Here is a 25,653-nt window from a genome sequence, read left to right on the forward strand (position 1 = left end):
CGACGATGTTCCTACGATCTATACCAGAAAGGATGAGCGCTTATGAGCGAAATCCGAGATCGCGATGAAACCCCTGTTGATGATCATCGTCTCATTGAAGAAACGAACCACCTACGCAAGGTCAAAAAAACGCTCAGTGTCGTCGCTGGCCTGCTGGGGGTCACAACAGCGCTCTTCGGCTACCTTGGATACCAACAGTACGTGCAGAACCAGGCGTATCAGATGGCCGTAGAAAACCGATACCAGCGCGCCTTTGCCGACCTGTCAAGCAACGTGGAGAATATGGAGTTGGAAATGTCTCGCCTGCTGGCCAGCAATTCGCCCAATCAGGCCGTCATGGGGCTCCAGCAGGTGTCACGCCAAGCCAGTGAGGCATCGGCCAACATGGGGCAACTCCCCCTAGCGACACTCCTGTTGAGCCGAACCCATCGCTTCATCAACACAGTCGACGATTTTTCCACCACGTTGGCTGAACGCAAAGTCGATGGAAAGGCAGCCCTCACCGCTGCTGAAAAGAAAACCCTCGGCGAACTGCATCGCCAGACCACCTTCTTGCGCGATGAGTTGGGCAAGATGGGCGAACAATTGAACGAGCGCCGGGTCACCTGGGTCGCCCTGGAGAAACAGGCGCGGCAGCAGGAGCAGCAAGGATCAAAACAACAGACGGCCTTGGGACAGTTCTGGCAGCGTGTTGTCGCCGCCGTGGCTGGTCAGGGACCAGAGACACAGGCGCCACCTATTTTGGCTAACTTCCAGTTTGTCGAGAATGAACTGCAAAAATATTCACCTGTCGAGTACGACGGTAGACATTCCGAGCAGATCCAGATCACCCCGCGCGGGCTCGGGTCAGGTCAGATCACGCAAGAGCAGGCTATCTCCATCGCCCAGTCTTGGATCGGTCAAGGTCCTCTCGCCGGTCACCAGGTACGGGTGACCGGGGAAGGAAAGGCCGCCATTCCCGCCTACGGTATTGGCGTATATCCCAACGACGCCCCTAATGAAAACAGGATCGCCATGGAGATCTCCAAAACAGGCGGCCATGTGATCTGGATGCTAAAAGAACGCCCAGTCGGCACACCAGTGATCAGCCGCGACGAAGCCGCCGCCGTCGCCCGTGACTTCCTAAGCCGCCGCGGCCTGAACAACTTTGAAGCGACAGCAGTCGAAGAGTATCAGAGCCTCGCCGTCGTCACCTTGGTTCCGCGAGACGGCAATATCAGCCTTTATCCGGACAAGATCAAGGTCCGCGTTGCCATGGATGACAAAGAGGTCCTAGGCTATGACGCGACTGCCTATCTGACCTTCCATACCAACCGCAACCTGCCAGTGCCTAAGATCAGTCGAGAAGAAGCCCGTAAGCGCGTCGCTTCCGATGTAACCGTTACCGGCGACAAACTGGTGTTGCTGGCTAAGGACAATTACCAAGAGCTCCTCTGCTGGGAGTTCAAGGCCGTCCGGGATAACATGACCTATCTCGTCTATATCAACACCCAGACAGGCCGAGAGGAGCGGATCTTCCGAGTGATCGAGACGAACGCGGGCACTTTCATCTTCTGAACCATCTTCCACACTTCCCGACCATACTGACTGCCCAGCCGTCCAAAAATCAAGGCGTTCCAGTCAAAAATCACCCATTTCTTTGCTGCTGCAGGCAGACCATCCTCTGCCTGCAGCTCTTTTCTGTTGGGTCATTTACCCTTCCCTGGAACGTATGGTATAAATAGAGTAATGGAAGACCAGCGGGAGGAGGTTCCCCATGCTCATTGCCGTCGGTGTTTCCGCCAGGCACCTTCACCTCAGCGATGAACACCTAGAGATCCTCTTTGGCCAGGGCTACCGCCTGACGCCGAAACGCCACTTGTCCATACCGACGCAGTATGTCTGTGAAGAGCGGGTTAGCATCCGGGGAGCCCGCGGGGCCATCCACAACGTGGCCATCATCGGACCGACCCGCGCCCAAACACAGGTAGAGGTGACGCGTACAGACGCCGTCACCCTTGGCGCAAACCCTCCGATCCGCCTCTCCGGTGACCTGGATGAAAGCGCCCCTGTCACCATCACCGGACCGAAGGGCCAAGTTGAATTGCCCGAAGGCTTAATCGTAGCCATGCGTCACATCCATATGACTGAGAAAGACGCCGATGAGCTCGGTTTCAGTCACAAGGACTATGCCATGGTGATCGTTCCCGGACCGCGCAGCCTCGTCTTTGACCATGTCGTTGTCCGGGTTGCCCGGGAAAATACCCACACGGAACTGCATATCGACACCGATGAGGCCAACACGGCTGCACTCTCCAATGGAGAAAAGGTCAATCTCCTGCGCATCAACGATAAAAAGATCCGTCTCGAACAACTGATCGCAATGTTCGATGAGCGTCAGTTGAAACAGGTCGAGGCTTGCATCGCCAACATTGTCGCCGAAGAGCGTCGCAAGGTGGCGGAAATGGAGGACATGCTGGCCTTGTTGCGCAAAGGCTAGCTGCATGAAAGGAACGACAGCTGTGCGTCTGGGAGAACTCTATCAGTGGCTCTTGCAAGAGGGCATTGCCGCCGACCCCCGCTCCCGCGAGGAGGTGGAAGCGCTGCTGGCAGCGCGAAAAAAAGCCGTCACTGGCAGCATGGACAAGGCGACCCGCCTTGCCGATGACGGTCAATGGGATAACCCCTATGGCGACACACGTATCCTCTACGGCGAGGCAGATAGGGAAGTGCGCAGGGTTCTCGCCGGCATCGACATTGACGGAGCGGAGCTGCTTTTGGCTGACCGCTGGCGCGAACGGGGCAAGCCGATCGATCTGGTCATTGCTCACCATCCGGCGGGACGCGCCCTTGTCCAGCTGCATCAAGTCATGAAGGTCCAAGAAGACCTCTTGGCCGCTGCAGGCATCCCGATCAACGTAGCAGAAGCCATTATGGCAGACCGTATCGAAGAGGTACGCCGATCGCTTTTACCGTCGAACCATCAGAAGGTGGTCGACCTGGCTCGCCTTCTCGATATTCCTTTTCTCTGTGTCCATTCGCCGGCTGACAACAAAGTGCAAAGATACCTCAGCGAGTACCTGACAGCAGACCGGATCGGTCCGGAAAAGACGCGGACTGTCCGGGATATTGTCGATGCCCTCCTCGATCTTCCGGAATTTCAACTGGCCGCCGGTCACGGCGTAACGCCGCAGGTTATTGCCGGTAAGAACGATGACCGGGCAGGAAAGATCTATATCAAGATGAACGGCGGAACATCAGGTCCTGAACAATCGATTGAGGCACTGGTTAAGGCGGGCGTCGGGACAATGGTCTGTATGCACCTCCCAGAGTCGCAGCGCAAAAAGGCGGCAGAGGCTAAACTGCGCGTCGTCATCGCCGGACACATGGCCTGCGACTCTCTGGGCATGAACCTTTTGCTGGATGGTCTAGAACGCCAAGGCGTCGAGGTGCTGTCCTGCGCAGGATTGTTGCGGTATCAACGCGATAGCGCCTAAACTTCTTATGATCCATAAGGCCAGGTCATATTCTATAACTGTAAAGCCATCCCGTCGGTAATCACCAACAAAAGATAGATCTTGCCGAAAAAACTACCGCAAGTTATACTCCTGTTGTAAGGACAATGGTGTCCTTTTGAGACGACGGCGTTTCCTCCGAATGAAATTAACGCATTCGGTCGATGCGTCTTTTTATTTTTGCTGAGGAGGGGACGCCGTTGAACGGGTTACGCATTTTTTTGGCGATGCCGGCCGGTCCTCTTCGCGATAAGGTAAAGGACTCCCTTAGCCGGCATGGATACGTCATCATCGGCGAGGCCGCCGATGGGATGACAGCATTACGGTCGCTGCACAAGTTGCTGCCTGATCTCGTTATTATTGAGATGCAGCTGCCCGCACTGGACGGATTAGAACTGGCCAAGCTGTGCCAGGAGGAGCAGTTGGGCGCTGCTGTCTTGCTCACCCCCTACAACCAGTTAGGAACTGTGCAGAGGGCGCTTGAGACCTGGCTTTTTGAGCCACTAATCCGCCCTATCCGTGAAGAAGCGCTGCTAGCCGCCGTTGTCACCGCCTATACTCATTATATGCGGGAAGCGCGCCTCACAAGAGAAGTTCATGAACTCAAGGAAGCCTTGGAAAAACGGAAACTGATCAACCAAGCCAAACGACGGCTCATGGAGAAGTTGCACGTCAACGAGGATGAGGCCCATCGCATCCTCCAGCGCTATGCGATGAACCACCGCATAGCGAGCAAGGAGGCAGCCTCACGGATTCTTAAAGTTTACTCCCATGATGAAAGGGCGTAATGATTCCCGGGATGTTCTGACTGTGTGAAAAACCGGCTTGAGCTTCGATAAAAGCCCGGCCGGTTTTTTCATTCCTTCCAGATAGTAGGGTGAAAAAAATATGAAGCAGAAAAATGTAATTTTTTTCATGCCCTCACGACATAAGGCATAAGATGTGACAGGGAAGCAAGGGTACTGCTCCGGCAGTTTGCCGCTTTTTAATCTTGGGACTGCGACGATGTAATCACAGTTGAAGAAGAAATATTAAAAATTTTAAAAATAAAACTTTTGTGTCCCGTCGGTTGCAAAGCAATGATGAAAATGACTTTTTACAAAAAATGGATACCTTGGTCACAAATAAGTACTTTGGTCTAAAACAAAAAAGCTTCAAACGTTGCGTTCAAAGCCTTAAACACACGAATATGGTGGGCGATAACGGAATCGAACCGCTGACCTCTTGCATGTCAAGCAAGCGCTCTAACCATCTGAGCTAATCGCCCCTATTGGTAGCGGTGGTAGGATTTGAACCTACGACACTACGGGTATGAACCGTATGCTCTAGACCAACTGAGCTACACCGCCACGACCAAATACAAAAAACATTATAAAATAAGGCGATATTTGTGTCAATAGTTTTTTGCGAACGAATACGAAAATTCGCCTCAATATCCCATGAGAAGATGGCGCCTGAGAAGGATTATCGAGAATGATGTCGAAGAGGTATCTGGTACAAGATGGGCGGGAAAGGGGAGCCAAAATGGAAGAATGGGTTTTGCAGCCTGGGGAGAAACCGTACCGGATCCTGACCGCCGCCGGTGATAGTTCACCTGATGGCTTGAAAGGTATTCATTTTTATTCAAAGATAAAAGAAACAGGCATGATCGACTGCCTGCTGATTTTCAGCTACGATGAACGCCAGGCCGTCCGCCAAGCTAAAGACTTTCCGCCTGACCAGTTTGAGCACTTCCTGCGGGGAGTGGCGAGCCGGTCGCCCTATCCCTGCCAGATTGTGGACGGCATAAGGGAAGAGCAGAAGGCGCTGGCCCTCTGGGAATCCTTTATCGGACCTTCCGTGGAAAAAGCGGTAAGTTGATAAGGCTGTTACATCTGCGGCTTATAGCTACGGCATAGAATTATCGCCTACTGCAGTTGCTTTCTTGTTTTTGAGTAGAGAAAAACCCTGGACGACAGTCCCGGGTTTTCCTTTTTTCCTGCACCTATTATTACGTAGGAATAGGGCTTCATAGCTGTATAACCCATAGAGAAAAAAATAAAAAAAACTCAGGCAATCCTGAGTTTTTCTGTTATGTTGGTGCGAGAGGGGGGACTTGAACCCCCACGGTTGCCCACACGCCCCTCAAACGTGCGCGTCTGCCAGTTCCGCCACTCTCGCATTCACGTGGAGCCACTGACCGGGATTGAACCGGTGACCTTATCCTTACCAAGGATACGCTCTACCTACTGAGCTACAGCGGCATATGCTAGTAAGGAAAATGGCAGGGGAGACAGGACTCGAACCCGCAGCCTACGGTTTTGGAGACCGCCGCTCTACCATTGAGCTACTCCCCTGTAATCTACTGAAATGGAGCGGGTGATGGGAATCGAACCCACGTATCCAGCTTGGGAAGCTGGTGTTCTACCATTGAACTACACCCGCAACCGATAGTAAATAGAGATGGAGCGGGAAACGAGATTCGAACTCGCGACCCTCGCCTTGGCAAGGCGATGCTCTACCACTGAGCTATTCCCGCAACATCATGGTGCCGAAGGCCGGGGTCGAACCGGCACGAGGAGTGACCTCACTGGTTTTTGAGACCAGCGCGTCTGCCAATTCCGCCACTTCGGCAAGACAAATGGTGGGCGATGAGGGAATCGAACCCCCGACCTCATGCATGTGAGGCATGCGCTCTAACCATCTGAGCTAATCGCCCGCTGTCAACCAGCGTTTGCCGGTGACGAAATATAATCTATCAAATTTAGAGGCTAAAGTCAATAAGTTTTTTCTGATTTTACGGAGAAAATCAAGGAGACGCAGGAAAAGTATGGTCGTTTTCCTTGTCGACGATGTTTTCCCTGTTCTACGCATTATGTTGTCTTTAGCATCGATGAAAAGGGGCTTAATCCAAATGGGATGTAGGCAGGTGAGTCCCGACCACAAAAAACAAGCGGGCCTCTTTCGCTTGACTTCTACAAACGTTTTATAGTAGAATAATTTTCGTTCAGTCGGGGCGTGGCGCAGCTTGGTAGCGCGCTTGGTTCGGGACCAAGAGGCCGCAGGTTCAAATCCTGTCGCCCCGACCATTGATCTTATTGGGTTTTTCGGGTGTGTGGGCATCGGTTGCGGTCGGGTTTGACGCCTGGCGTGACGGCTGTTGAGAATTTGAAGATGAGTTATGTTGGAGCCCAGGATTAATTCCTGGGCTTTTTTACTTTGTGTTGCGAAGGTAAGCGGTGGGGGGGACAACAGGTCGTTGGCTCAACGCCGCTAAAACAAGAGGAAAGGGAAAAGTATTTTTTTGCTCTTATGGCCATAATTTAGTACAATAAGGTGTGATTCAGATACTCAAAAGTTGATTAGCTTGGATCACTGCTTCGTGCATGAATTCGGTCGCGAATCAGTCTACCAGCTTCTTCGTGACCGATGCGATTTTATCGGTCGTTTCCTGGATCGTGCAAATCGTGGCGGATAATTCCTCGATCGAGTCGGTTTGCGCTTTTGCAAAATCTCCCAATTGTTCAAGTTTAGCGGCGATATTGTTTAGCGAATCGATCATTTTGTTCAATTTTAAAGACATGTCGGAGACGCTGTGATTCGTATTTTGCGCAAGGCTACGGACCTCTTCCGCAACAACGGCGAAGCCCCTCCCGGCATCACCTGCCCTAGCTGCCTCTATGGCAGCGTTGAGGGCGAGTAAATTCGTCTGATCCGAGATTTTTTTGATCAATGCGATGACATCACCGATCGTCCCAAGTTCCTTTTTGATTCTCACCGTTTCACCGACGATTTCGTGCATCGCATTGTTGAATCTGACGGCCCCGGAAGCGATGGCTTCACTGGAAGAAGTTGTGTGTAACAGCGTAGAGTATAGCCTGTCCGTATTCTCCTTCAATTCTTCATAGGCTACCACAGGCGCAGTCATTCCGATCGCGCCTATGATCTTCTTATTATGATCATATATCGGCAATCCGATAGATGTGTAGGGAACACCAAAAGGGGAATTTTCCCTAGAAAAGGTTTTTTTCACCCTCCTATTCTGCTGGATAGCCTCCCGTAGCACTGTCGTGTCCGGATATTTGTGACCCAGTTCGATGGGTATCTTGAGGGAGCCCTCAAATTTTCCCACGATCACTTCCGTATCCGCGACCAATATCGTGGAAGCCGAGTGAAACATCCGAAACATCAGTTCTGCGCATTTGAGCGCCTCTTGCAAAGCGACAGGTAGTTGTAACATGATTAAATCTACCCCCGATCGATTCATTCGAACTATCCAGCATATATTCTATCAGGTCATCTACCCTAAGGGATGTAATTATAACAATTTATGCAAACAGGGGTGACCGGCATGCGGGGAAGCTGATACAACAGTATCCTTTCATTTTACCATGACAGTAGTGTTTTTTCGAAGACATGGCACCAGCGAAGGATAGCCTATGTTAAATGATTTCCGCTGCTTTCAGGATAGTCTCTTGGCCTTGCAATTCGCTCCGGTCACTCTGTCAGAACTTTTCGAACAGGAATCGGAATGCATCTCCCAGGGTATCGCTGTCGTGATCGAAATCACAGGCGGATTCAATCAAAAGTGATCGACGCACAGGCAGTTTTTCATATCTTCGCAATAGCTATCGTCGAATCCCAAAGAAACAGTTCGTAGATAAGCCAAGGGCCTTCAATTATGATATGATATCTTCGATAGCTGTTGCGAGAGGTGAAAATCGTTGGAACAAGAATATCAGGTGGCCCTTTATACGTCGGATCCTGTGCTGAGTAAATCTTACTACGGTTCTTATGATTTGGATGAACGGGCTGAGGTGCATGACGGTGGGTACGCGCGCCAACCTGTAACCTTCGCCCTTGTCCGAACCGGTGACGGTTACATGGCGCGCAACGTAAAGCCAGTGATCTTCCCGGAAGCAACGGCACCTTGGGGGATGATCACCCACATGGCTCTTTTGGTTGCTGGAAACCGGGGATTCTGCACTCCCCTCAGCGCGCCCATAGAGGTCCTGGCAGGGGAGACAGTCGAAATCCCTCCTGGTGAATTGGCCTTGCTGATCCCGCAAGAAAGGTGCAATTGCTGTAACAAGGAACCTAGCCATTCTGCCTGAAGGGCCGCCTGTTCCAAGGCCTGGCGAAGATGCGCCGGGCCTTGGCATTTGATAAAAAATCGAAACGGTGGCGCCTTTTTTTCGATCGCCGCTGGTGACCGTCGGGGAACTGGCGCCCCTGCTAACCCCCGCGCCTACATCAAGCACCGTAAAGGTTTTCCTGTGAAAAAGCAGACCGGAGGCGACCCCATGCGGTGGATCTTTCCATCAACACAACAAATATCCTCCTATCCTGGACTCACCCCTTTTCAGGCGGCGTTGCTCGCCCGGCGAGGAATTGGGCCTGCTGAAGCGGAACGGTTTATCCGTTCCGGCATTGAAGACATGTACGATCCACGGCTGATGAAAGGCGCTACCGCTGCGGCAGCGATCATTAGTGACACCATCGACCGGCAAGTTCCTATCACCGTGTACGGCGACTACGACTGCGACGGTGTCACCGGTACAGCGCTCTTGGTAGAGAGCCTCACCAAACTGGGCGCTTCGGTAGACTGGTACATTAACAGCCGTTTCGTGGAAGGATTCGGCATGCACCCGCTCGGCATCGAAGAGATCGCGCGAAGGGGAACACCCCGGTTAATCATCTCCGTCGACAACGGGATCAGCGCCGGCGACGCCGTCCGGCGAGCCCGGGAATTAGGGATGCAGGTCGTCATCACCGATCACCATGAACCGAGCGAGGAATTGCCGCCGGCTGACGTCATCGTCAACCCGAAACAAGCCGGTTGCGCTTATCCCGAGAAACACCTGGCCGGGGTCGGCGTAGCTTTCAAGGTGATGCAGATCCTCTTCCAGGCGGCGGGGAGACCGCGCGAAATCCTGCGCTCTCTCGACCTCGTCGCCATCGGCACGGTGGCCGACGTGATGCCTGTGACAGGAGAAAACCGTATATTCATCAAAAACGGCCTGAAGTTGATCAACTGGGGCAACCGGACGCGGATCGGCTTGCAAGCCATCAAAGATGCTGCCAACCTGAAGGGGGATGTGAACGCCCACTACCACCTCGGTTTCATCTTTGGCCCCATGCTCAATGCCACTGGCCGCATCGACGGTGTGCCCGCAGCGGCGGTGGAACTCCTGCTGACAGCGGATCGTCACCGGGCCGCCGGATTGGCTGCCCAACTGCGGAAGGTCAACGAGGAGCGACAAGAACTGACCCGCCGCCAAACCGAGGTAGCCCTCACCCAGGCCCAGACCAAGATGCAGGGAACGGGAGCACCGGGGTTTATCGTCGTCTACAATCCGGCCTTCCATGAGGGGATCGTGGGACTGATCGCCTCCCGTCTCAAGGAGGTCTATCACAGGCCGGTGTTGGCGCTGACCGACAGTCACGAACCGGGAGTGCTGAAGGGCTCTGTCCGCAGTGTAAAGGGGTTCTCTGTCAAAGAACACCTCATCGACGGCTGCGCCGACCTGTTGCTCAAAGGTGGCGGTCACGAAATGGCAGCGGGCTGTTCCCTGATCAAGGAGAACTTGGCCGCTTTGTGCTGCCGCCTCGATGCGGCAGTCCACCAGGCGCCGGCCGATCTCTTCGTCCCCTCCGTGGGTATCGATTACGTCCTGGAGCCTAAGGAAATGGACAGGGGGCTGGTGACGCAGATCGAGGAGTTCGCCCCCTACGGCGCCGGCTTCCCCCGGCCCAATTTTCTCCTGGCGCCTTTCTGGCCTGAGCAGGTCCGCTTTGTGGGCCGAGATGGCAACCACCTCCGCCTCAGCGGCCAGGGGGTGATTGCCATCGGCTTTAACCAAGCCGAGGCCTTCCGCAAGGCCAACCCCCAAGGAACGCTGGCTCTTCTCGGGCTGCCGGAGATCAACGACTATGACCGTTCCGTTCAGTTCCGCCTGCGCAATGCGGGCTGGCGAAATCTGGCCGATCTCCCCGGTGATATCGGCTTCCCTGAGGACGTTGAAGCCGCAGGATAGCAGGCATCGCCTCGACAGCAGCTGCGACTGGCAGTTCCATCGAAGCAGTCACTCTCACCGCCCCATGTCGCTTACCGGTCATTACCGGTAATGGCCGCCGATCTTTACGGCCCGATCCCGAGCCTGGCCGGCCGGCAGGAGGGAGGAGGCGCGGACGATGGCCGTCGTTCCCATGGCGTCGCGGATGCGGTCCATGGTCCGGCTCACCCGGTCCTGCCGATCCATATCACGGAACAGTTCCTGCTGGAGGGTGCCGTCTTCCTCAAGACCGCTGAGATCGACGGTGACCGTGCGGACAGGGCGGCCGTCCCAGTGCCGGCGAAAGAGCAGCTGCGCTTTTTCAAAAACTGGCCCTGACAGGTTGGAGGGGGAAGGCAGTGTCGTCTGGCGGTAGAATCCCCGTGTCAGGTCATAGGCGCGCAAGCCGACGGAGACGGTCCGACCCGCCTTGCCCAGTTTACGCGCCCGTCGGCAGACCTCGTCAGTCAACTCCAACAGCACCAGCTCGATATCGTCGCTGTGATGGTAATCGCGAGGCAGGGTGACGGAATGACCGACGCTCTTGGTCTGTTCCAGCGAGTCCGGGCGAACCGGCGAGCCGTCGCGCCCCCAGGCCAGGTTGTGGTAGACGGCGCCGCGAAGTCCGAAGCGCCGCATCAGGTAATCGACGGGGTAGTGGGCCAAATCGCCGATAGTGAGCAGGCCCATGTTGCGAAAATGCCGCTCCATCCGTGAGCCTACCATGAACATCTTGCCTATCGGCAAGGGATGCAGCTTTGCTTCCACATCGTCGACTCTCCAGAGCGCCACGCCGGAGGGGCTTTTTTTCGCCTCCACATCACAGGCCATCTTAGACAGGAACTTGTTGGGGCCGACACCTACGGAGCAGGGGACCTTTACCGCCTCCCAGACCCTTTGCCGGAAAATCCCGGCCGCCTCAACAGCGTCACCCCAGATGTGTTCGGCGCCTCGTACGTCGATAAACAGTTCGTCGACGCTGTAGGGCTCCACCAGGGGCGAAAGGGTGCGGGCGATCTGCTGGATCTGCCAAGATACCTCCAAGTAAAGGCTCATCCGCGGGCGCACACAGACCGCATCAGGACAGATCGCCCGGGCCTCGCCGACGGTCATGGCCGTCTTTACTCCGCGACGTTTGGCCTCCCGGGATGCGGCTAAGATGATGCCATGCCGCCGTTCCGGATCGCCGCAGACGAGCACCGGCTGTCCCCGCAAGGTCGGGTTATGGGCCATCTCGACGCTGGCATAAAAAGAATTCATATCCGCCAGGAGGACCGTCGGCTCAACCTTCACGGCTCTTCCGCCCCCACGATGGCCATAATAGCCAGCCCTTCAACAGTACCGGCCCGGCGCCAGCGCAGCGTTCCCGGCGGTTGCCCTACACTCAAGGGAATGCCGGTGAGCTTCTCCAGCCGGCCCTCGCGGTTGACGAGCAGCGTGACGGGGCGGCCTGCTTCGCGCGCTGCGAGGACCAACGCCTGAATCTCCTCCAAGTATTCCTGGGTGGGGCAAGGAATCGGCGCCGCTTCCCGGACATGCACAACAGCGCCAGCCCGGTGTTCCGGCAGAATTATGCGGGATCCCTGCCAGAGCCGGTTGTGGGTGAAAAAGGCGCAGATACGTTCATCCAAGGCGTTCCCTCCCACGTTAGAATATATGTTCTCAGAACACCAGTTCTATTATACGAACATGCACTCCTCTTGTCATGGGGATCGGGTTAAAAAAATTTCAAGCAATAAACAAAGGAACCCGGTTCCTGCTCCCGAAGGAGGAGGGAAACCAGGTTCCTTTTGTCGTCCAAATTACTTTCGCGAAACATTGTTGTCATAGAGGCGTTCGAGCAGGAGGAAAGCCTCTTCCCGGGCGATTGGGTTCTCAGGACGGAAAGTGCCATCGGGATAACCCTTGGCCAACCCATTGACCGTCGCCGCACTGACGGGGCCCCAAGCCCAAGAGTTCTCCATATCGGCGAAGGTTGGTGTCGAAGGGTTGTCCCATTGCTGTGCCCGTGACACCAAGGTGACAGCCTCCGCTCGGGTGATCGGCGCGTCCGGCGCCAGCCGGTGCCCTGGGCGTCCAATCACTAAGTTTTGCTTCACAAGACCGGCCAAACGGCCTTGCAGTTCTGGCTTCGTTTTATCTGCATCGGTAAACGAACGCAACTGTTCTGCTTCCTCGCCCTTAACGCTCTCCTCAATCTGCTTTAATGAGGGAGAGACGTCTATGAAATAAGAGAAGAACTCCTGCCGGGTCATCCCATCGGAGAACTTGCCATCTCGGTCCGACCAGGTCACCATCTCAGAGACACGCACCATGCTCAGATCCTTTGAATGGAAAGTAAATTCAACAAAAGGGACCCCCGTTGGGCGCATGTTGGCGATTTCCACCGTCAAGGAACGAGGCGTGGCCGATACCAGGCGAAAGGCAGGTCGATCTCCCTCCGTAGTAATGGCGTTAACAAGCCAGTTAATCATGGATGGACAGGACACATACTTGTCCAGCCTTTCCGCCGTCGGGACCTGCATATACTCGATACCAAAAGGCAACGTTACTGTGATCCGGCTGCCTACACCGACAGATTGAGGTCCCTCAGTGGGGGCGACCAAAAAGACAGAACGCAAAGTCTGATTATCGCCAAAGTTTACTCGCGGAACCGATTCCGATAGGTTTTCACTGGTCATCGTTCCGGCGGATTGGACAGCCACGGGGCTCCAGACACCGGGCCTCTCTACGTCCTCAAAACGGACCCGGATATCACCTGCCTCAGCCATACCCGCTCCGAGAGTGACGAGAGCCAACGTTGTGAAGAACAGCAACCGTTTGCGCAACAGATTCCCTCCTAAAGCTTCTAAAATATACATGATCGGATGAATCGTCGGACAATCAGGCGTCCCGTACTCACTTCGCACTTTTTCTATTTTTTCCTCCTTTTTAGCCAGAAGGCTTACGGAAAATGCTATAGGTTTCTTTCCCCTTTATCGAGGAAAGCGATGCCTCGCTACTGTTCCGTTTGCTTGGATCTCCCTGAGGCGGGTATAATGGTGGTAAAAGAAGGGAGGGGAGCGCATGGCCCTCTGTGACAAGTGCCGGGAATGTCGCCGCGACAAGGAGTTTGAGTTAGAACGCTTCCGTAAAAACTACATGGATGGCGGTGTCGTCGAGAAATCTCCTCAGTGTAAAGACTGCGACAACGTGGAAGGTGACGATCTGGAACGGTGCCTGGTCTGCGGTGCTGTAATTAGAGACAAATAACAGGCGATGGAACAGGGGGCGCAAGCCTCCTTGTTTCATGTACGCCCTCTGCCCGCCTTTAATGACCGGGTCGTGCTCAGCCTTCGCTTTGAAATTCTTTATTAACAAAACCGTTTTCGTGGTAGAATGATGGGCGACATCTTTTTCATCGCCAAGCGACACCAAACACGAATAAATCACGCTTCGCAGAACAATTCAAGGCAGGTGATTCGATGCAGAAATGGCAGGCCAGACCCAGGCTGATGATCTTTTTCGGTCTCATGCTGCTCCTGGTGGTGACGGCAGTGGTTACATACGGGATCTTGAGTCCCGATCTTTCCCTGCGCGATCCTTTCAGCCCTGACGGACCCTTGACGGAATCAGAAATCAATCGGCGGATGAATGTGCTCCTACTGGCCGTGGATAACCGTCCTGGGGAATCGGATGGACGCACTGACACGATCATCGTCGCCAGTGTTGATCGTCATGATAAAAAGCTTTATCTTCTCTCTATCCCCCGTGACAGCCGAGTCAAAATCAGCGGCCACGGCATGGACAAAATCAACGCGGCCCACATGTACGGCGGCGTCCCCTTGACAAGGAAAACAGTGGAGGAGTTATTGGGGATACCGATCGATTACTACGTGAAGACCGATTTCAACGGCTTTCGAGAGATCGTCGACACGCTCGGCGGCGTAGAAATTGATGTCGAAAAAAACATGTACCACAATGAAGGAGATCCGGAAGATTTAATTAATTTAAAAAAGGGTCTCCAAAGGTTGAGCGGCAAAGAGGCGCTCCAGTATGTCCGGTTCCGCTCAGACGAACTGGGTGATATCAGCCGGACCCAACGGCAACAAAAATTCCTCCACGCCCTCGCCAAACAGTCCTTGCAGGTCAATACGGTGTGGAAGCTTCCGTCCCTCGTTCCTCAACTGGTAAATCACGTCGAGACCAATCTGAGCGCCGGCGATCTCGTCTCCCTAGCGATCATGGCCAAGGACTGGAACGCAAGCAACATTATCGCCCACACCTTACCGGGAAATTTTGTCACCCTCAACGGCGTCAGCTATTGGCAAGTCGATCCGGCGAAGTCCCGTCAGGCCGCCCTTGATTTCATGCGTGGTGTCATCAGCACCTCCATCATCGACGAAAGCATCGTCGTCCTCGAAAAACCGAAAAAGAAGTCAAAAACAGCGGATGGAGAAACAAAGCCGGAAACTGACCAAATGCAGCATCCTGTTTCAGGATCACAACCAAGTGACCAAATCGGTGCGGACCAGGCGGGAAAACCTGCTGCTTTTTCCGGGCTGAAGGACGGCTTAGAGCAGAAAGCCGGCGCTGAGAGCCCCAGCGCCCCTCAGTCACCTGTTCCGCTTGACACTCCTGACACTCCGAGCAAGCCGCCAACCTCTCCGAGCACCCCCAAGAACCCGCAACAGCCCGGTCCTTCTGTCACCCCGCCAGCGCCGTCGCGCCTGCCCGATGCCCTCAATCCAACTGCGCCCAATCGCGTCGTCCCGGGCGCCCCTCCGGTTCCCACCGATGTTCAACCGCACTCCAGCAGCGGGATTGAGTAACCAGTACTATTCTCGAGGAGGCTTTATTTGTGGATTCGATGATTCGCGACATCAACCTTGCCCCCCAGGGTCAGCTGAAAATCGACTGGGTCGACCAGCACATGCCCATCCTGAACCAGGTCAAGAGAGACTTTGCGCAGCGCAAGCCCCTAGCCGGTAAACGGGCCGTCATCTGCCTGCACCTGGAAGCGAAAACAGCCTACCTGGCTTTGACCGTCAAAGCCGCCGGTGCCGAGGTGGCTGTTTGCGGTTCCAACCCACTCTCCACCCAAGACGACGTGGTTGCCGCCTTGGTCAAAAACGGGGTGACCGCCTACGCCTGGCACGGCGCCACTGACAAAGAATACAAGATGCACCTGAATAAAGCCCTCGATTTCCAGCCCGACATCCTCATCGATGACGGCGGCGACCTGGTGGCCACCCTCCATGCGGAACGGCTGGAGCAAGCCAAAGGGATCATCGGCGGCGCCGAGGAAACGACGACAGGCATCTTGCGTCTTAAAGCGCTCGCCCGGGAAGGCAAACTCACCTTCCCCATGATAGCCGTCAACGACGCCCAGATGAAGTACCTCTTCGACAACCGCTATGGCACCGGCCAGTCTGTCTGGGACGGCATCCTGCGCACAACCAACCTGACCGTCTGCGGCAAGGTGGTCGTTGTCGCCGGCTATGGCTGGTGCGGCAAAGGGGTAGCCGCCCGGGCCAAAGGCTTGAACGCTCGTGTTGTTGTCACCGAGATCGATCCAATTAAAGCTAACGAAGCGCTTATGGACGGTTTTGAAGTCATGCCCATGGTCGAAGCCGCCAAACTGGGAGACATCTTTGTCACCGTCACCGGCAATCGCGATATCATCCGCCGGGAGCACCTTGAGGTGATCAAGGACAAGGCCATCCTCAGCAACGCCGGACACTTCGATGTAGAAGTGAACAAGGAAGATCTGCGGGCCATGGCCACGAGCGTCCGCATCGCCCGCAAGAACATCGAAGAATACACCTTCCCCGATGGTCGCAAGGTCTACCTGCTCGGCGAAGGCCGCCTCGTCAACCTGGCCTGTGCCGATGGTCACCCTGCCGAGGTGATGGACCTGACCTTCGCTTTGCAGGCCTTGTCTCTCGATTACCTCGTCGCTAACCGCGACAAGCTGGAACCGGGCGTCTTCTCCGTGCCCGATTCGATCGACCGCAAGGTAGCCGAGTTCCGTTTGAAAGCTCTCGGCGTTTCCCTCGACGAATTGACGGAAAAACAGGCCAAGTACCTGGCCAGTTGGGCAGAATAGCCGCGTCCGAAGAGGCTTCATGTGACAGGGGAGGAGAAGCGGATGCTCGTTTTCTTCGATGTGGACGGCACCCTCACAGCAGGATCCAACGTGTGGGAGGTTATCTACCGGCGCCTCGGCTTGTGGGAGTCTGCCGGGATCCCGATTCAGGAGGCCTTCCTGAAGGGGGAGATCGACTACCAGGAATTCGCCGCCCAAGACGCCGCCTTTTTTGCCGGTACCCCTGTTGAAGCGCTCGAACAGTGGATCTCGGAAATCCCCCTCCGACCGGATGCTACGGAAGCCCTTGAAAGTTTGCAAAAGAACGGTTGTCGAATCATCCTCCTGTCGACCGGTTTGACCGCCTTGACGGACCATCTGGCGAAGCGCTTTGGCGCCTTCGCCAGAATGGCCAACGAGTTAGAGGTGGTCGATGGCAAGTTGACGGGACGCGTCTTCGTCCACGTGTCTGCCGATGATATCCACAAGGACAAGGGAGCCTGGGTCCGCCGTTTCTGTAAAAAACACCGAGTAAGTATGGAAAAGACAGCGGCTATCGGCGATTCCTCCGGCGATATCCCCATGTTCCGCCAGGCAGAACTGCCGATTCTGTTCAAGGCAACCGATTCCTTGATCGACGAAGAACCTGTCCTCCAGGCCATCCCCGGCATTCTTCAAGTATCTACATTGCTTGAGGCTGCTCAAGCGATTATCGATTTTGTCCAGCCAAACCGATACTGGCTGGAATGGAGGAGCAATGCCCGCTGAGCGAATCATATGGTGATCCGAAAACCCTCTGGCGTCATAAAGACTATCCCCTGATCACCTTTCTCTCCCCCCAGGAAGCCATGGCCGCCGAAGACAGGCTGAAAGCAGAGACAATCTGTTGCCTCGTCGTTCCGACGCCACGCGAACTGGGGGAGGGATGCGGTCTCTCCATCCGAATCTTTCCCGGTGATGTGGAACGTTGCCGAAGTGTTTTGGGAAAGGGGAGTATCAAGGCGCAATTTTTTACCTGGAATGGACAAACTGCTCACTGGCGCGAAATATTCGAAGCACCTTTTGCCGGGGCAGAAAAAATGTTAGAATGAACCCATATGAAATGTCGATCAGCCGAGCGGAACCAGCCATGGAGGTTTAGTTGATGAATCATAAGGCGGCCATTCCCAATGCCTTCACACTCACCAACCTATTATTGGGAATACTTTCCATCATTTATACTATGGATCAAAACTACAGCATGTCCGCCATCATGATTCTGCTTGCCGCCATCCTAGATGGGATGGATGGTCGGGTGGCCCGGAAGCTCGAAGTATCGTCGGCATTTGGGAAAGAGTTGGATTCCCTTTCCGACCTGGTTTCCTTCGGGGTGGCTCCGGCGATCCTCATCTATGCGGCGCACCTTGAGGTGCCCTACCAGTATTTCGGCCTGGCTATCGCCATCATCTTTGCGCTTTGTGGTGCCATCCGCTTGGCCCGGTTCAACATCCTCAACATTACAACCCACTTCCTGGGTATCCCTATAACCGTCGCTGGTCCCTTGATGGCAATTTTTTCTCTTGCCGGAAACCGCCTTCCCACGCTTTTTTTCCCTGTTGCCATGCTGCTCCTGGCGGGATTGATGGTGTCCAACCTGAAAGTACCCAAGCTCTAACAACTGAGGCGAAAAGGCAAAACCCCTGGCCCGCGCCAGGGGTTTCTTTCCACCATAAAATAGACAAAGCGGAAGCCCTCTTCGCTGGTCAGGCTAGCCGGGAAGGGACCATCTTGCCGGCAGGGGACTTCCGCACTCCTAGTATGTCCCCGCTCGTCAAGCTCCATACAGGGAGGTGAAGGCGACATGAAAATTCCCTACTGCGAAGGCTGCGGCGTCACCGATACGCAGGGGGCGGTCTGTGGGCACTGCGATACCATGTATTGTTATGATTGTATGGAGAAAAAGCAGATCAACATGTTTGTCTGCAAAAAGTGCGGGCGCTTTATCTGCGCCGCCTGCCGGATCGGCATGGACGATTGTGGTCAGGTGCCTGTTGGTCAGGAACGGTAACATCAAGGAGTACGCATAGCCGTCAAGACCGGAGCATACACATTACTACCGTATTCTGGGAGGAATGGGTGTGTTTACAGTCTTGACGCTTTTTATCTGCGCCTACCTGCTCGGCGCCCTTTCGCTGCCCTACTGGATCGGCCGAATCAAGGGCAATTTGGCTGCCGCTGATTACGGTCCCGGCTCGATCGGCCCCGCCAAACTGCTGCGCCTGACGGGACCAGAGAGCATGGTCGCCGCCCTCTTGGCTGAACTCGCAAAAGGCTGGCTGATCGGCTGGTTGACTGTTTTTTTTCAGGTCGGAGAAATGCCCCGGTGGATGACCGCCTTGTTCTTATTGGTGGGATATGCTTGGTCGCCGGTGATCGGCGGGCGAGGGGGGAACGTCTGGATTCCATTTACAGGTTTTTTGCTCCACCTCGCGCCTTCGTTGGGCCAAATTTCGCTCGCCGTCGCCTTATCAGCGCTGCTGCTGACACGCTCACCTAATTTTGCTGCCTTTTCGGCGCTGTGGATCGTACTCATTGTGGCCTGGATGAAGGGCTTTCCTGCTTCTGCATTGACTGTAATGGCCGTCGCGGCCGCCATCGTAGCCTTTCAATTTTGGTTGGTCCGCTGTCACCGACAAAGGGAATCGACAATATAATAGGGAAGAACGTGAGAGGCCAGCGACAAAAAGGGGTGAAGACCATCATGCGGATTTACTTTGTCCGGCTGCCAGGTTTTTTGCGGACATTGCTCTTGAAGGTATGGGGATAAAGAGCGACGGGGAGAGGCAGGCCTCTTCCCGTTGGCTTTTTTTCGACCCTGTGATAATATGACAAAGGGTACTCATTCTCTCCAGGCGATCCCGGCGATGCCGCCGGCGGAACCGCCGGCCAGAGCGTAGAGCATTTTTTTCCACCATGCTGTCATCGGGAAGGCCGGGGCCGGCACGAAATATCCGACGACAACGGTGAAGGCAAAAAAGCTCAACCCCGCCAGCAAACCGTAAATCAATCCCTTGGCGCCGGCTTTCCGGGAAGCCACCCAGCCGGCTCCCAATGCACAGAGTCCGTAGGCGCTATGGACAACTGGCATGATGTATCGTTCGGACAAGCTGGTATAGAAGAAAAAAAGGACAAGCAGCACGGAAACACCCAACGACGCTGCCAAGGCGTAACCCGTTCCGACCAAAACGGGGGTCGCCGACAGGGTTGCCGGCTCATTTTGTTCTGCCATCAGGTCCACCTCCTTGCCACCACTTTATTCAACGATGCTTCTGTTTAGGACGAGATTGCAAGACACAGGAGGACTGATCGCCACGAAGAACCGTTCGACCGCCAATAAAGTCGCCCTTATATTTTTCTCCATCATCGTGCTGACCGCTTTTTACCTATCTACCCATCGCGTACCTGCGCCACCGCTCGATTCGGCCATCGCTGTCGATCCTCGCGATGTCCATATCAAGGTGACGGGAACATCCGATCTGCCGGCAGAACTCTGGCGGCTGACCGTGGCTGTCCAACAAGGAGGACGCACGTCAAACGAGGCAGTGCAAGCCATGCGCCGTTCCGTCGAAAAACTGCTCGACAGCATGACCGATGCCGGCCTTTCCCCTGACAACATCAACTGCGTCGATCAGAAGTTGACGCCGCAGTGGTCAGTCGCCGGCACCAAATCGCCCCAGGGCTATATTGCCGCATCCACCATTGAAGTCAACGGCATTCCCGCAGAACAGCGGGAAGCGATCTTGTCTACTGCGCTGGCCAACGGCGCCAATCAGATCATCAAGACGGAGCCACTGGCCGTTGGCAATGCTGATGTGCAAAAACTGGCCGTCAAAGCCGCTCTTGATGACGCCCACCGAAAAGCAAAAGCCATCGCCGCCGGCATGGGTCGGGATTTAGGGGACGTCGTTTCCATCGACCAGGCGGAAATAGATGGTCATTTACAATTGACAGTGCTTTACCGGCTGAAGTTTTGAGTTTGACAGTACTTTTCCAGGGCGGGTATAATGAAGAGAGAGTATTCAAGAGTCAGGGGGCCAGGCATTGGACCGCTTCCAGGATTTGTGCGAACGGCTCCATCAGAAAGAATACAAGCTGACACCCCAGCGCAAGATCATCCTGCGCGCGCTGTTGAACGGCGATGATGCCCATTTGAGCGCTGAAGACCTCTACGGCATCGTAAAGCAGCAGAACCCGGAGATCGGTTTAGCTACTGTCTACCGGACCTTGGAACTGCTTGCCGAGATCGACGTCCTCCAGAAGATAGACTTCGGCGATGGACGCCTTCGCTATGAACTGGCCAGCGAGGAAGCCCACCATCACCATCACCTGATCTGCACCCGTTGCGGCAAGGTGCTGGAATTTGAAGATGACCTGCTTGATTCTCTTGAACAGGCCATCCAGTGCCGCAACCAGTTTCGCATCCTCGATCATCAGTTGAAGTTCTTCGGCGTCTGCAAAGAGTGTCAAATCGAGTAGGAGGGGGTGATTAACCCCCGTCCTCTCACACCACCGTACGTACCGTTCGGTATACGGCGGTTCATGCTGGTTGACGATGAGATTGGTATGTTTCGACTAAACTGACTAAGCCCTGTTCCCGCCAGTAGGCGAGGCCAAGGGCTTTATTCATTTGCGGGGTCAAGGACAGACGCCAATATCCTTTTCGTGAGCCGCTGATGTTGCATGCCCATTCCTCCGGGATCCCCAACGCCACTAAGTTTCGTCTTCGTGTCTTCGGGCGCTTCCATTGCTTGAGCAGGCACATCCGCAGTCGTCGGCGAAGCCACTCATCCAACTCTTTAAGTACGCTTGGCGTGTCAATGAGTCGAAAGTAGCCCATCCAGCCTTTCAGGTATTGGTTGAGGGTGACCAGTCGGTCCTCCATCGCAATGCTTCGGTTCCGCCCAGTGAACTGGCGGATCTTCTCTTTCACCCGTTTCACCGTTTGGGGGGCGAGCCGAATCTTTGCTGCCTTATGCCACGTAAATGAAAACCCCAGAAACTTTCGGTTCCAGGGTCGGTCGACTGCGCTTTTCTCCCAGTTGACCTGCAGTTTTAACCGCCCCTCCAGAAACTTTGCCATACCCTCCATCACTCGTTGCCCTGCCCGTCGACTGCGGACGTAGACGTTACAGTCGTCGGCGTACCGGCAGAAGCGATGTCCCCGGCTTTCCAGTGCCTTATCCAAATCATCCAGGATGATGTTCGCCAGCAAAGGGCTGAGTGGACCTCCCTGGGGTGTTCCTTCCTCGCTCTTCACACGAATCCCGTTGAGCATGACCCCGGCCTTGAGGTATTCTCGGATCAACTTCAAGATTCGTTTGTCCTTCACCTTGCGCGCTACGCGCGCCATGAGAATGTCGTGATTGACGCGATCAAAGAACTGGGCCAGGTCCATGTCAACCACCCATCGGTAGCCGTCGGCGATGTATTCCTTCGCTTTCTTCACCGCTTGGTGCGCACTCTTTCCCGGACGAAATCCGTAGCTGTTCGTGGAAAAGTCAGGGTCGAAGATCGGCATCAGGATCTGGTTCAGGGCCTGTTGGATCAGTCGATCGACGACAGTGGGAATGCCCAGCTTCCGTGTTCCGCCTTGGGGTTTGGGAATTTCAACCCGCCGGACCGGTTGCGGTCGATAGGTCCCCTCCAACAATTCCTGTTTAATGCGCGACCATTCCTCTTTTAGGTACGGGCGCAGGGATTCTAGCCCCATACCGTCGATTCCGGCCGCGCCTTTGTTGGCCATGACTCGCTTATACGCTTCCGTCATGTTCCCTCGTTCGACGACTTTCTCCATCAGGTCATACGTCTCTTCGCGGGGTTGCTTCGCTTCTTGTGCCGGTAACGCGCTCGGCACTCCACCGGTCCCCTGCGGATTCACCGCTTCCTCCCGTTGGCAGTTCCCTTTCGGGATATTCGGCTGTCTCTGCGCGTCACGCGAACGCATCGTCGCTTCCCCTTCCATCATGTTCGGTCCTTCATCTGGCCGGACGTCGGGCCAGCCTACTATGACCTCTGCTGACTCCTGCCGGTTCAGCCACGCCTTTCGGCGTGGTTTCCCAAGTTACTTGGTCCCCCGGCAGGCCTCCCCGGGTAAGAACGTTGCCTTTCCCTCCATCTACCCGCCCCATTTACTCTCGGCAGCCTTCGGTGACAAGGACTTCGCTTTGTTCGGCAAGCTCATCCAACTGCCGCTAGCCTCACCTGGGGTTCGTGGTCCTCGGGCCGGAGGTTTGCCGCTGGCTTCCTTCAGATTCCGCCTCGCGGCGGACACCCTTGCCTTAAGCTAACGCCTACTGCCACCTTCGGCGTTCGGGACTTCCACCCTAGAGACAACGCCCATGCCGGGCGCACCGAGCGGAAACCAGGGATTGACTCCCTGGTTTCTCACTTTGCATAGCCTCGATGAAACGCCTCTTCTCAATGCCCAAAGGTGTTTTCGCACCGCCGATTCGATGATAGAATAAAAAAACGGGGGATAATGAGAGGAGTAGTGACCGGTGCTGAAGACATACTATCATCCAGAACCGATGACCTACGATGGAACACAACTGCGCTCCCTATGGACATACCGTCATTTTCACATCATGGGGGACAGCATCGTCACCTTCCGAGGGCCCTGTAAAGTCAGCCTAGACAAGATGGTCGATCTGGAAGATGTTCTCGTCGGTGACAGCATCTACAGCGCCGAGATGCTGCATTTTATCATCGAACATTTCGATATGGACCTCGAGAAGACGGTCTACCGACAACGACTCTTCATGGCCATGATCAAAGAGGATCTGGAAGAGGTCTGTGGCGGCGCCCTGATTCGTCGCGGAGACGACCTCTACTGGCGGGAAAAGAAACTCTCCGTCTCTATCGCTACCTTGTCACCGGTGTCCACCCTGATCCATGTGGGGTTGAACCTGCGGACAGAGGGGACGCCAGTGCCGACAGCTTCGTTGGAGCAGATCGGAGAAAAGGACCCTGAGGGATTTGCTCGCCGTCTGATGAATCAATACGCCGCGGAAGTGGCTGATATCTATCTCGCCCGCTGCAAAGTTCGAGGAGTTGAATAATTCATTGCCTACGGCCGATCTCGTCGAAATCATGGTTTCTGCTCAGGGGGAGGGACCCTGGATCGGTTGCCGGCAGGTCTTCTTACGCTTTTTCGGCTGCAACCTCTCTTGTTCCTACTGTGACACCCCGGGTAGCCGGGGGCCGCGTCCATCGGCCTGCCGAATCGAAAAGGAACCCGGCAGCAGCCTCTTTGATCTTTGGGAAAATCCAGTCACAGTGGATCGGGTCGCCGAATACCTCTGCCATACCGTTCCCATCCATTCGGTCAGCCTGACCGGAGGAGAACCATTGCTGCATGTCGAATTTATCCAACAGCTGATCCCATTGCTGGGAGCGCAGCGACCCGACCTGTACCTGGAAACAAACGGGACACTGCCTGAACAGTTAGCCCTCATCGTAGATGACCTGGACTATGTCAGCATGGACCTCAAGACGCCCTTGGACAACCACTGGGATCTGCATCGCCTTTTTTTACGTATCGCCTCCCGTAAAAAAGGTTATGTCAAAATCGTTATTACCCCGACTACGGCACTTGATGTGGTGCAGCGAGCGGCTGCGATCATTGAGGAAGAAGCCCCGCATTTTCCGCTGGTGTTGCAGCCTGTCACGGGAAAAACGGGACTGCCCCTGACCGTCCCTGGTCACCTGCTTAACCTGCAAGGAGCCGCCCTGGCCATCCATCGCGACGTCCGCATCATCCCCCAGGTCCATCCGATTTTGGGTATCTTATGAATAGCAGGTGAATGATATGGATTTGATGAAGATCGAACAGGCGGTCTATATGATCCTTGAGGCCATCGGCGAGGATCCCCGGCGGGAGGGTCTCGTAGATACGCCGCGCCGAGTCGCCCGCATGTACCAGGAGATCCTGGGCGGCCTGGAGGAGGATCCGAAACGCCATCTGGAAGTGATCTTTACAGAAGAGCATGAAGAGATGGTTTTAGTCAAAGACATTCCCTTATACTCTGTCTGTGAACACCATCTGCTGCCCTTCTACGGTGTCGCCCATGTGGCCTACATCCCCCGTTCCGGCATGATCACCGGTTTAAGCAAGTTGGCTCGCCTGGTGGAAGGGTTTGCCAAGCGTCCTCAGCTGCAGGAGCGCCTCACCGCGCAAATCGCTGACGCGATCGTAGAAAAGCTGAATCCCCAAGGTGTACTCGTCGTCATTGAAGCCGAACACATGTGCATGACCATGCGTGGCGTCAAGAAACCGGGATCACGGACGGTCACCTCGGCGGTGCGAGGGATTTTCCGAAGCCGCCCGGCGACGCGCAGTGAAGCCATTTCCCTGATTCGCAGTTCGCGGAACCTTCCTTAACGAAATACTGAGCCGGGAGGAATCGCGATGGCGCACAGGCTCTTTACATATGGCACGCTGATGGACCGCGACACCATGGAAGGCTTGCTGGAGCACAAGGCCGGCATCACCCGTCCGGCCATCCTGACCGGCTACCAGACCTACCCCTCTGCTTATGGCTACCCCTATATCTTACCGGTTCAGGAGGGAAAGGTGGAGGGGGTGCTCTGGAGCGATCTCAGCGATGAAGACCTGCTTCGCACCGACGAATACGAGGGTCTCCTCGATGAAAACCCCATGTATTTTCGAAAATCAATCACCGTGGATGTCGATGGCCAACCGGTAGAAGCCTGGGTCTACATTGGCATCCCGGAAGCTTTTACTGATGTTTCCGTCGATTTTGAACCGCTGGCGACGAAGGAGATTCCCGATAACGTCGACATATACACCCTGGTCGATTTCCTCAACGACACCTTGAAGGACGATGGTCTGCTCTTCAGGGTGAAAAAAAAGGGCGAGACGATGACCATTTCCATCTACAAGGTATAAGATGTAGTAAAGTTTTCCATAAATGGATCTCGCTGGGGGATAGCTCCATGATCGATCTGGATCTCTGCATCAATTGTTACCTTGATTTGCAGCCGTCCCAATGGGAAATCA

At 55.0% G+C, this 25,653-nt stretch carries 27 protein-coding genes and 10 tRNA genes; 22 read left to right on the plus strand and 15 right to left on the minus strand.

The genetic code is table 11. From position 1 onward, the window contains the following. Positions 1-42 precede the first annotated feature (42 nt). From ypeB to HM1_RS11495, 4 genes are all read left to right on the plus strand, one after another. A complete protein-coding gene (ypeB, locus tag HM1_RS11480; RefSeq protein WP_012283557.1) occupies positions 43-1,557 on the plus strand; it encodes a germination protein YpeB in 1,515 nt (504 codons plus the stop codon). Positions 1,558-1,756: 199 nt separating this feature from the next. After that, a complete protein-coding gene (locus HM1_RS11485) occupies positions 1,757-2,479 on the plus strand; it encodes a phosphate propanoyltransferase (protein WP_012283558.1) in 723 nt (240 codons plus the stop codon). A 4-nt stretch (positions 2,480-2,483) separates the two neighbouring features. Further along, positions 2,484-3,476 (plus strand): protein kinase family protein, encoded by a 993-nt coding sequence (locus HM1_RS11490; protein ID WP_012283559.1) that lies wholly within the window; start codon positions 2,484-2,486, stop codon positions 3,474-3,476. Positions 3,477-3,694: 218 nt separating this feature from the next. Then, positions 3,695-4,282, plus strand: coding sequence for an ANTAR domain-containing response regulator (locus HM1_RS11495; protein WP_041313850.1), 588 nt, complete (start codon positions 3,695-3,697; stop codon positions 4,280-4,282). A 402-nt stretch (positions 4,283-4,684) separates the two neighbouring features. On the opposite strand, the gene HM1_RS11500 is transcribed toward HM1_RS11495, so the two are convergent. Then, positions 4,685-4,761, minus strand: a tRNA-Val gene (locus tag HM1_RS11500). Positions 4,762-4,765: 4 nt separating this feature from the next. Further along, positions 4,766-4,843: transfer RNA gene (locus HM1_RS11505), tRNA-Met, on the minus strand. A 175-nt stretch (positions 4,844-5,018) separates the two neighbouring features. On the opposite strand from HM1_RS11505, the gene HM1_RS11510 reads away from it, so the two are divergent. After that, entirely contained in the window at positions 5,019-5,354 is a 336-nt protein-coding gene (locus HM1_RS11510; RefSeq protein WP_041313852.1) for a hypothetical protein, read from the plus strand. 217 nt (positions 5,355-5,571) lie between these two features. On the opposite strand, the gene HM1_RS11515 is transcribed toward HM1_RS11510, so the two are convergent. From HM1_RS11515 to HM1_RS11545, 7 genes are all read right to left on the minus strand, one after another. Next, a tRNA-Leu gene (locus HM1_RS11515) sits at positions 5,572-5,654 on the minus strand. Positions 5,655-5,661: 7 nt separating this feature from the next. Further along, positions 5,662-5,737 (minus strand) — tRNA-Thr (locus HM1_RS11520). 18 nt (positions 5,738-5,755) lie between these two features. Beyond that, positions 5,756-5,830 (minus strand) — tRNA-Trp (locus HM1_RS11525). Positions 5,831-5,844: 14 nt separating this feature from the next. After that, positions 5,845-5,918, minus strand: a tRNA-Gly gene (locus tag HM1_RS11530). Positions 5,919-5,937: 19 nt separating this feature from the next. After that, positions 5,938-6,012: transfer RNA gene (locus HM1_RS11535), tRNA-Gly, on the minus strand. Between the two features lie 7 nt (positions 6,013-6,019). Beyond that, positions 6,020-6,107 (minus strand) — tRNA-Leu (locus HM1_RS11540). 8 nt (positions 6,108-6,115) lie between these two features. Beyond that, positions 6,116-6,192, minus strand: a tRNA-Val gene (locus HM1_RS11545). Between the two features lie 293 nt (positions 6,193-6,485). On the opposite strand from HM1_RS11545, the gene HM1_RS11550 reads away from it, so the two are divergent. Beyond that, a tRNA-Pro gene (locus HM1_RS11550) sits at positions 6,486-6,562 on the plus strand. A gap of 314 nt (positions 6,563-6,876) precedes the next feature. On the opposite strand, the gene HM1_RS16465 is transcribed toward HM1_RS11550, so the two are convergent. Continuing rightward, positions 6,877-7,713: a methyl-accepting chemotaxis protein gene (locus HM1_RS16465; RefSeq protein ID WP_041313855.1), complete on the minus strand. Its 837-nt coding sequence runs from the start codon at positions 7,711-7,713 to the stop codon at positions 6,877-6,879. Positions 7,714-8,197: 484 nt separating this feature from the next. Here HM1_RS16465 and HM1_RS11560 point away from each other — a divergent pair, with 484 nt between their 5' ends. Then, positions 8,198-8,587, plus strand: a complete 390-nt coding sequence (locus HM1_RS11560; RefSeq protein ID WP_012283567.1) for a phage tail fiber protein — start codon at positions 8,198-8,200, stop codon at positions 8,585-8,587. Between the two features lie 189 nt (positions 8,588-8,776). Beyond that, a complete protein-coding gene (recJ, locus tag HM1_RS11565; RefSeq protein ID WP_012283568.1) occupies positions 8,777-10,510 on the plus strand; it encodes a single-stranded-DNA-specific exonuclease RecJ in 1,734 nt (577 codons plus the stop codon). Positions 10,511-10,591: 81 nt separating this feature from the next. On the opposite strand, the gene HM1_RS11570 is transcribed toward recJ, so the two are convergent. The 3 genes from HM1_RS11570 to HM1_RS11580 all read right to left on the minus strand — a co-directional run bounded on the left by HM1_RS11570 (position 10,592) and on the right by HM1_RS11580 (position 13,356). After that, positions 10,592-11,821, minus strand: a complete 1,230-nt coding sequence (locus tag HM1_RS11570; protein ID WP_012283569.1) for a DNA polymerase IV — start codon at positions 11,819-11,821, stop codon at positions 10,592-10,594. Then, positions 11,818-12,159, minus strand: coding sequence for a hypothetical protein (locus HM1_RS11575; RefSeq protein ID WP_012283570.1), 342 nt, complete (start codon positions 12,157-12,159; stop codon positions 11,818-11,820). The genes HM1_RS11570 and HM1_RS11575 overlap by 4 nt, the downstream gene beginning before the upstream one ends. Before the next feature lie 171 nt (positions 12,160-12,330). Beyond that, the gene (locus tag HM1_RS11580) at positions 12,331-13,356 is read right to left on the minus strand and encodes an S-layer homology domain-containing protein (RefSeq protein ID WP_041313858.1); all 1,026 of its coding nucleotides are present in this window, start codon (positions 13,354-13,356) and stop codon (positions 12,331-12,333) included. Positions 13,357-13,594: 238 nt separating this feature from the next. Between HM1_RS11580 and HM1_RS15605 the strand changes: the two genes are divergently transcribed. The 8 genes from HM1_RS15605 (at position 13,595) to HM1_RS11620 (ending at position 19,288) form a co-directional block, all read left to right on the plus strand. Further along, positions 13,595-13,780, plus strand: a complete 186-nt coding sequence (locus HM1_RS15605; protein WP_012283572.1) for a hypothetical protein — start codon at positions 13,595-13,597, stop codon at positions 13,778-13,780. Between the two features lie 212 nt (positions 13,781-13,992). Further along, positions 13,993-15,339, plus strand: coding sequence for an LCP family protein (locus HM1_RS11590; protein ID WP_012283573.1), 1,347 nt, complete (start codon positions 13,993-13,995; stop codon positions 15,337-15,339). A gap of 38 nt (positions 15,340-15,377) precedes the next feature. Continuing rightward, the gene (locus HM1_RS11595) at positions 15,378-16,616 is read left to right on the plus strand and encodes an adenosylhomocysteinase (protein ID WP_049754259.1); all 1,239 of its coding nucleotides are present in this window, start codon (positions 15,378-15,380) and stop codon (positions 16,614-16,616) included. A 42-nt stretch (positions 16,617-16,658) separates the two neighbouring features. Then, on the plus strand, positions 16,659-17,363 hold the full coding sequence (locus HM1_RS11600) for an HAD family hydrolase (RefSeq protein ID WP_049754150.1): 705 nt from the start codon (positions 16,659-16,661) through the stop codon (positions 17,361-17,363). Next, positions 17,342-17,686 carry a putative Se/S carrier protein gene (locus HM1_RS15275; protein WP_012283576.1) on the plus strand — a complete coding sequence of 115 codons (345 nt, stop codon included), beginning with the start codon at positions 17,342-17,344 and terminating at the stop codon, positions 17,684-17,686. The genes HM1_RS11600 and HM1_RS15275 overlap by 22 nt, the downstream gene beginning before the upstream one ends. A gap of 53 nt (positions 17,687-17,739) precedes the next feature. Then, the gene (pssA, locus tag HM1_RS11610; RefSeq protein ID WP_012283577.1) at positions 17,740-18,249 is read left to right on the plus strand and encodes a CDP-diacylglycerol--serine O-phosphatidyltransferase; all 510 of its coding nucleotides are present in this window, start codon (positions 17,740-17,742) and stop codon (positions 18,247-18,249) included. Between the two features lie 186 nt (positions 18,250-18,435). Then, a complete protein-coding gene (locus HM1_RS11615; protein ID WP_012283578.1) occupies positions 18,436-18,642 on the plus strand; it encodes a hypothetical protein in 207 nt (68 codons plus the stop codon). Positions 18,643-18,712: 70 nt separating this feature from the next. Next, the gene (locus tag HM1_RS11620) at positions 18,713-19,288 is read left to right on the plus strand and encodes a glycerol-3-phosphate acyltransferase (protein WP_012283579.1); all 576 of its coding nucleotides are present in this window, start codon (positions 18,713-18,715) and stop codon (positions 19,286-19,288) included. A gap of 185 nt (positions 19,289-19,473) precedes the next feature. On the opposite strand, the gene HM1_RS11625 is transcribed toward HM1_RS11620, so the two are convergent. Next, positions 19,474-19,863: a TIGR04086 family membrane protein gene (locus HM1_RS11625; RefSeq protein ID WP_012283581.1), complete on the minus strand. Its 390-nt coding sequence runs from the start codon at positions 19,861-19,863 to the stop codon at positions 19,474-19,476. A 55-nt stretch (positions 19,864-19,918) separates the two neighbouring features. Here HM1_RS11625 and HM1_RS11630 point away from each other — a divergent pair, with 55 nt between their 5' ends. Further along, positions 19,919-20,608: an SIMPL domain-containing protein gene (locus HM1_RS11630; RefSeq protein WP_012283582.1), complete on the plus strand. Its 690-nt coding sequence runs from the start codon at positions 19,919-19,921 to the stop codon at positions 20,606-20,608. 67 nt (positions 20,609-20,675) lie between these two features. Further along, positions 20,676-21,110 (plus strand): Fur family transcriptional regulator, encoded by a 435-nt coding sequence (locus HM1_RS11635; protein WP_012283583.1) that lies wholly within the window; start codon positions 20,676-20,678, stop codon positions 21,108-21,110. A 61-nt stretch (positions 21,111-21,171) separates the two neighbouring features. Here the strand turns inward: HM1_RS11635 and ltrA are convergent, their stop codons facing one another. Next, entirely contained in the window at positions 21,172-22,599 is a 1,428-nt protein-coding gene (ltrA, locus tag HM1_RS11640; protein ID WP_012281204.1) for a group II intron reverse transcriptase/maturase, read from the minus strand. Between the two features lie 532 nt (positions 22,600-23,131). Here ltrA and HM1_RS11645 point away from each other — a divergent pair. Genes HM1_RS11645 through HM1_RS11660 form a run of 4 tightly spaced genes read left to right on the plus strand, consistent with a single transcriptional unit; the run spans position 23,132 to position 25,542 of the window. Continuing rightward, positions 23,132-23,692: a DUF366 family protein gene (locus HM1_RS11645; protein WP_012283585.1), complete on the plus strand. Its 561-nt coding sequence runs from the start codon at positions 23,132-23,134 to the stop codon at positions 23,690-23,692. A 4-nt stretch (positions 23,693-23,696) separates the two neighbouring features. Further along, positions 23,697-24,425, plus strand: a complete 729-nt coding sequence (locus HM1_RS11650) for a 7-carboxy-7-deazaguanine synthase QueE (RefSeq protein ID WP_049754152.1) — start codon at positions 23,697-23,699, stop codon at positions 24,423-24,425. 16 nt (positions 24,426-24,441) lie between these two features. Next, positions 24,442-25,014, plus strand: a complete 573-nt coding sequence (gene folE / locus HM1_RS11655; protein ID WP_012283587.1) for a GTP cyclohydrolase I FolE — start codon at positions 24,442-24,444, stop codon at positions 25,012-25,014. A gap of 27 nt (positions 25,015-25,041) precedes the next feature. Next, a complete protein-coding gene (locus HM1_RS11660) occupies positions 25,042-25,542 on the plus strand; it encodes a DUF4264 family protein (protein WP_012283588.1) in 501 nt (166 codons plus the stop codon). The last annotated feature ends 111 nt before the right edge of the window (positions 25,543-25,653 follow it).

Origin of the sequence: Heliomicrobium modesticaldum Ice1 (assembly GCF_000019165.1) — a bacterium.
In the GTDB taxonomy this organism is placed as follows: domain Bacteria; phylum Bacillota; class Desulfitobacteriia; order Heliobacteriales; family Heliobacteriaceae; genus Heliomicrobium; species Heliomicrobium modesticaldum.

Bases quoted from the DNA above. Each gene is read 5' to 3' on its own strand.
- ypeB (WP_012283557.1), top strand. From the start codon at position 43: ATGAGCGAAATCCGAGATCGCGATGAAACCCCTGTTGATGATCATCGT.
- HM1_RS11485 (WP_012283558.1), top strand. From the start codon at position 1,757: ATGCTCATTGCCGTCGGTGTTTCCGCCAGGCACCTTCACCTCAGCGAT.
- HM1_RS11490 (WP_012283559.1), top strand. From the start codon at position 2,484: ATGAAAGGAACGACAGCTGTGCGTCTGGGAGAACTCTATCAGTGGCTC.
- HM1_RS11510 (WP_041313852.1), top strand. From the start codon at position 5,019: ATGGAAGAATGGGTTTTGCAGCCTGGGGAGAAACCGTACCGGATCCTG.
- HM1_RS16465 (WP_041313855.1), bottom strand. From the start codon at position 7,713: ATGTTACAACTACCTGTCGCTTTGCAAGAGGCGCTCAAATGCGCAGAA.
- recJ (WP_012283568.1), top strand. From the start codon at position 8,777: ATGCGGTGGATCTTTCCATCAACACAACAAATATCCTCCTATCCTGGA.
- HM1_RS15605 (WP_012283572.1), top strand. From the start codon at position 13,595: ATGGCCCTCTGTGACAAGTGCCGGGAATGTCGCCGCGACAAGGAGTTT.
- HM1_RS11590 (WP_012283573.1), top strand. From the start codon at position 13,993: ATGCAGAAATGGCAGGCCAGACCCAGGCTGATGATCTTTTTCGGTCTC.
- HM1_RS11595 (WP_049754259.1), top strand. From the start codon at position 15,378: ATGATTCGCGACATCAACCTTGCCCCCCAGGGTCAGCTGAAAATCGAC.
- HM1_RS11600 (WP_049754150.1), top strand. From the start codon at position 16,659: ATGCTCGTTTTCTTCGATGTGGACGGCACCCTCACAGCAGGATCCAAC.
- HM1_RS15275 (WP_012283576.1), top strand. From the start codon at position 17,342: ATGGAGGAGCAATGCCCGCTGAGCGAATCATATGGTGATCCGAAAACC.
- pssA (WP_012283577.1), top strand. From the start codon at position 17,740: ATGAATCATAAGGCGGCCATTCCCAATGCCTTCACACTCACCAACCTA.
- HM1_RS11615 (WP_012283578.1), top strand. From the start codon at position 18,436: ATGAAAATTCCCTACTGCGAAGGCTGCGGCGTCACCGATACGCAGGGG.
- HM1_RS11625 (WP_012283581.1), bottom strand. From the start codon at position 19,863: ATGGCAGAACAAAATGAGCCGGCAACCCTGTCGGCGACCCCCGTTTTG.
- ltrA (WP_012281204.1), bottom strand. From the start codon at position 22,599: ATGATGGAAGGGGAAGCGACGATGCGTTCGCGTGACGCGCAGAGACAG.
- folE (WP_012283587.1), top strand. From the start codon at position 24,442: ATGGATTTGATGAAGATCGAACAGGCGGTCTATATGATCCTTGAGGCC.
- HM1_RS11660 (WP_012283588.1), top strand. From the start codon at position 25,042: ATGGCGCACAGGCTCTTTACATATGGCACGCTGATGGACCGCGACACC.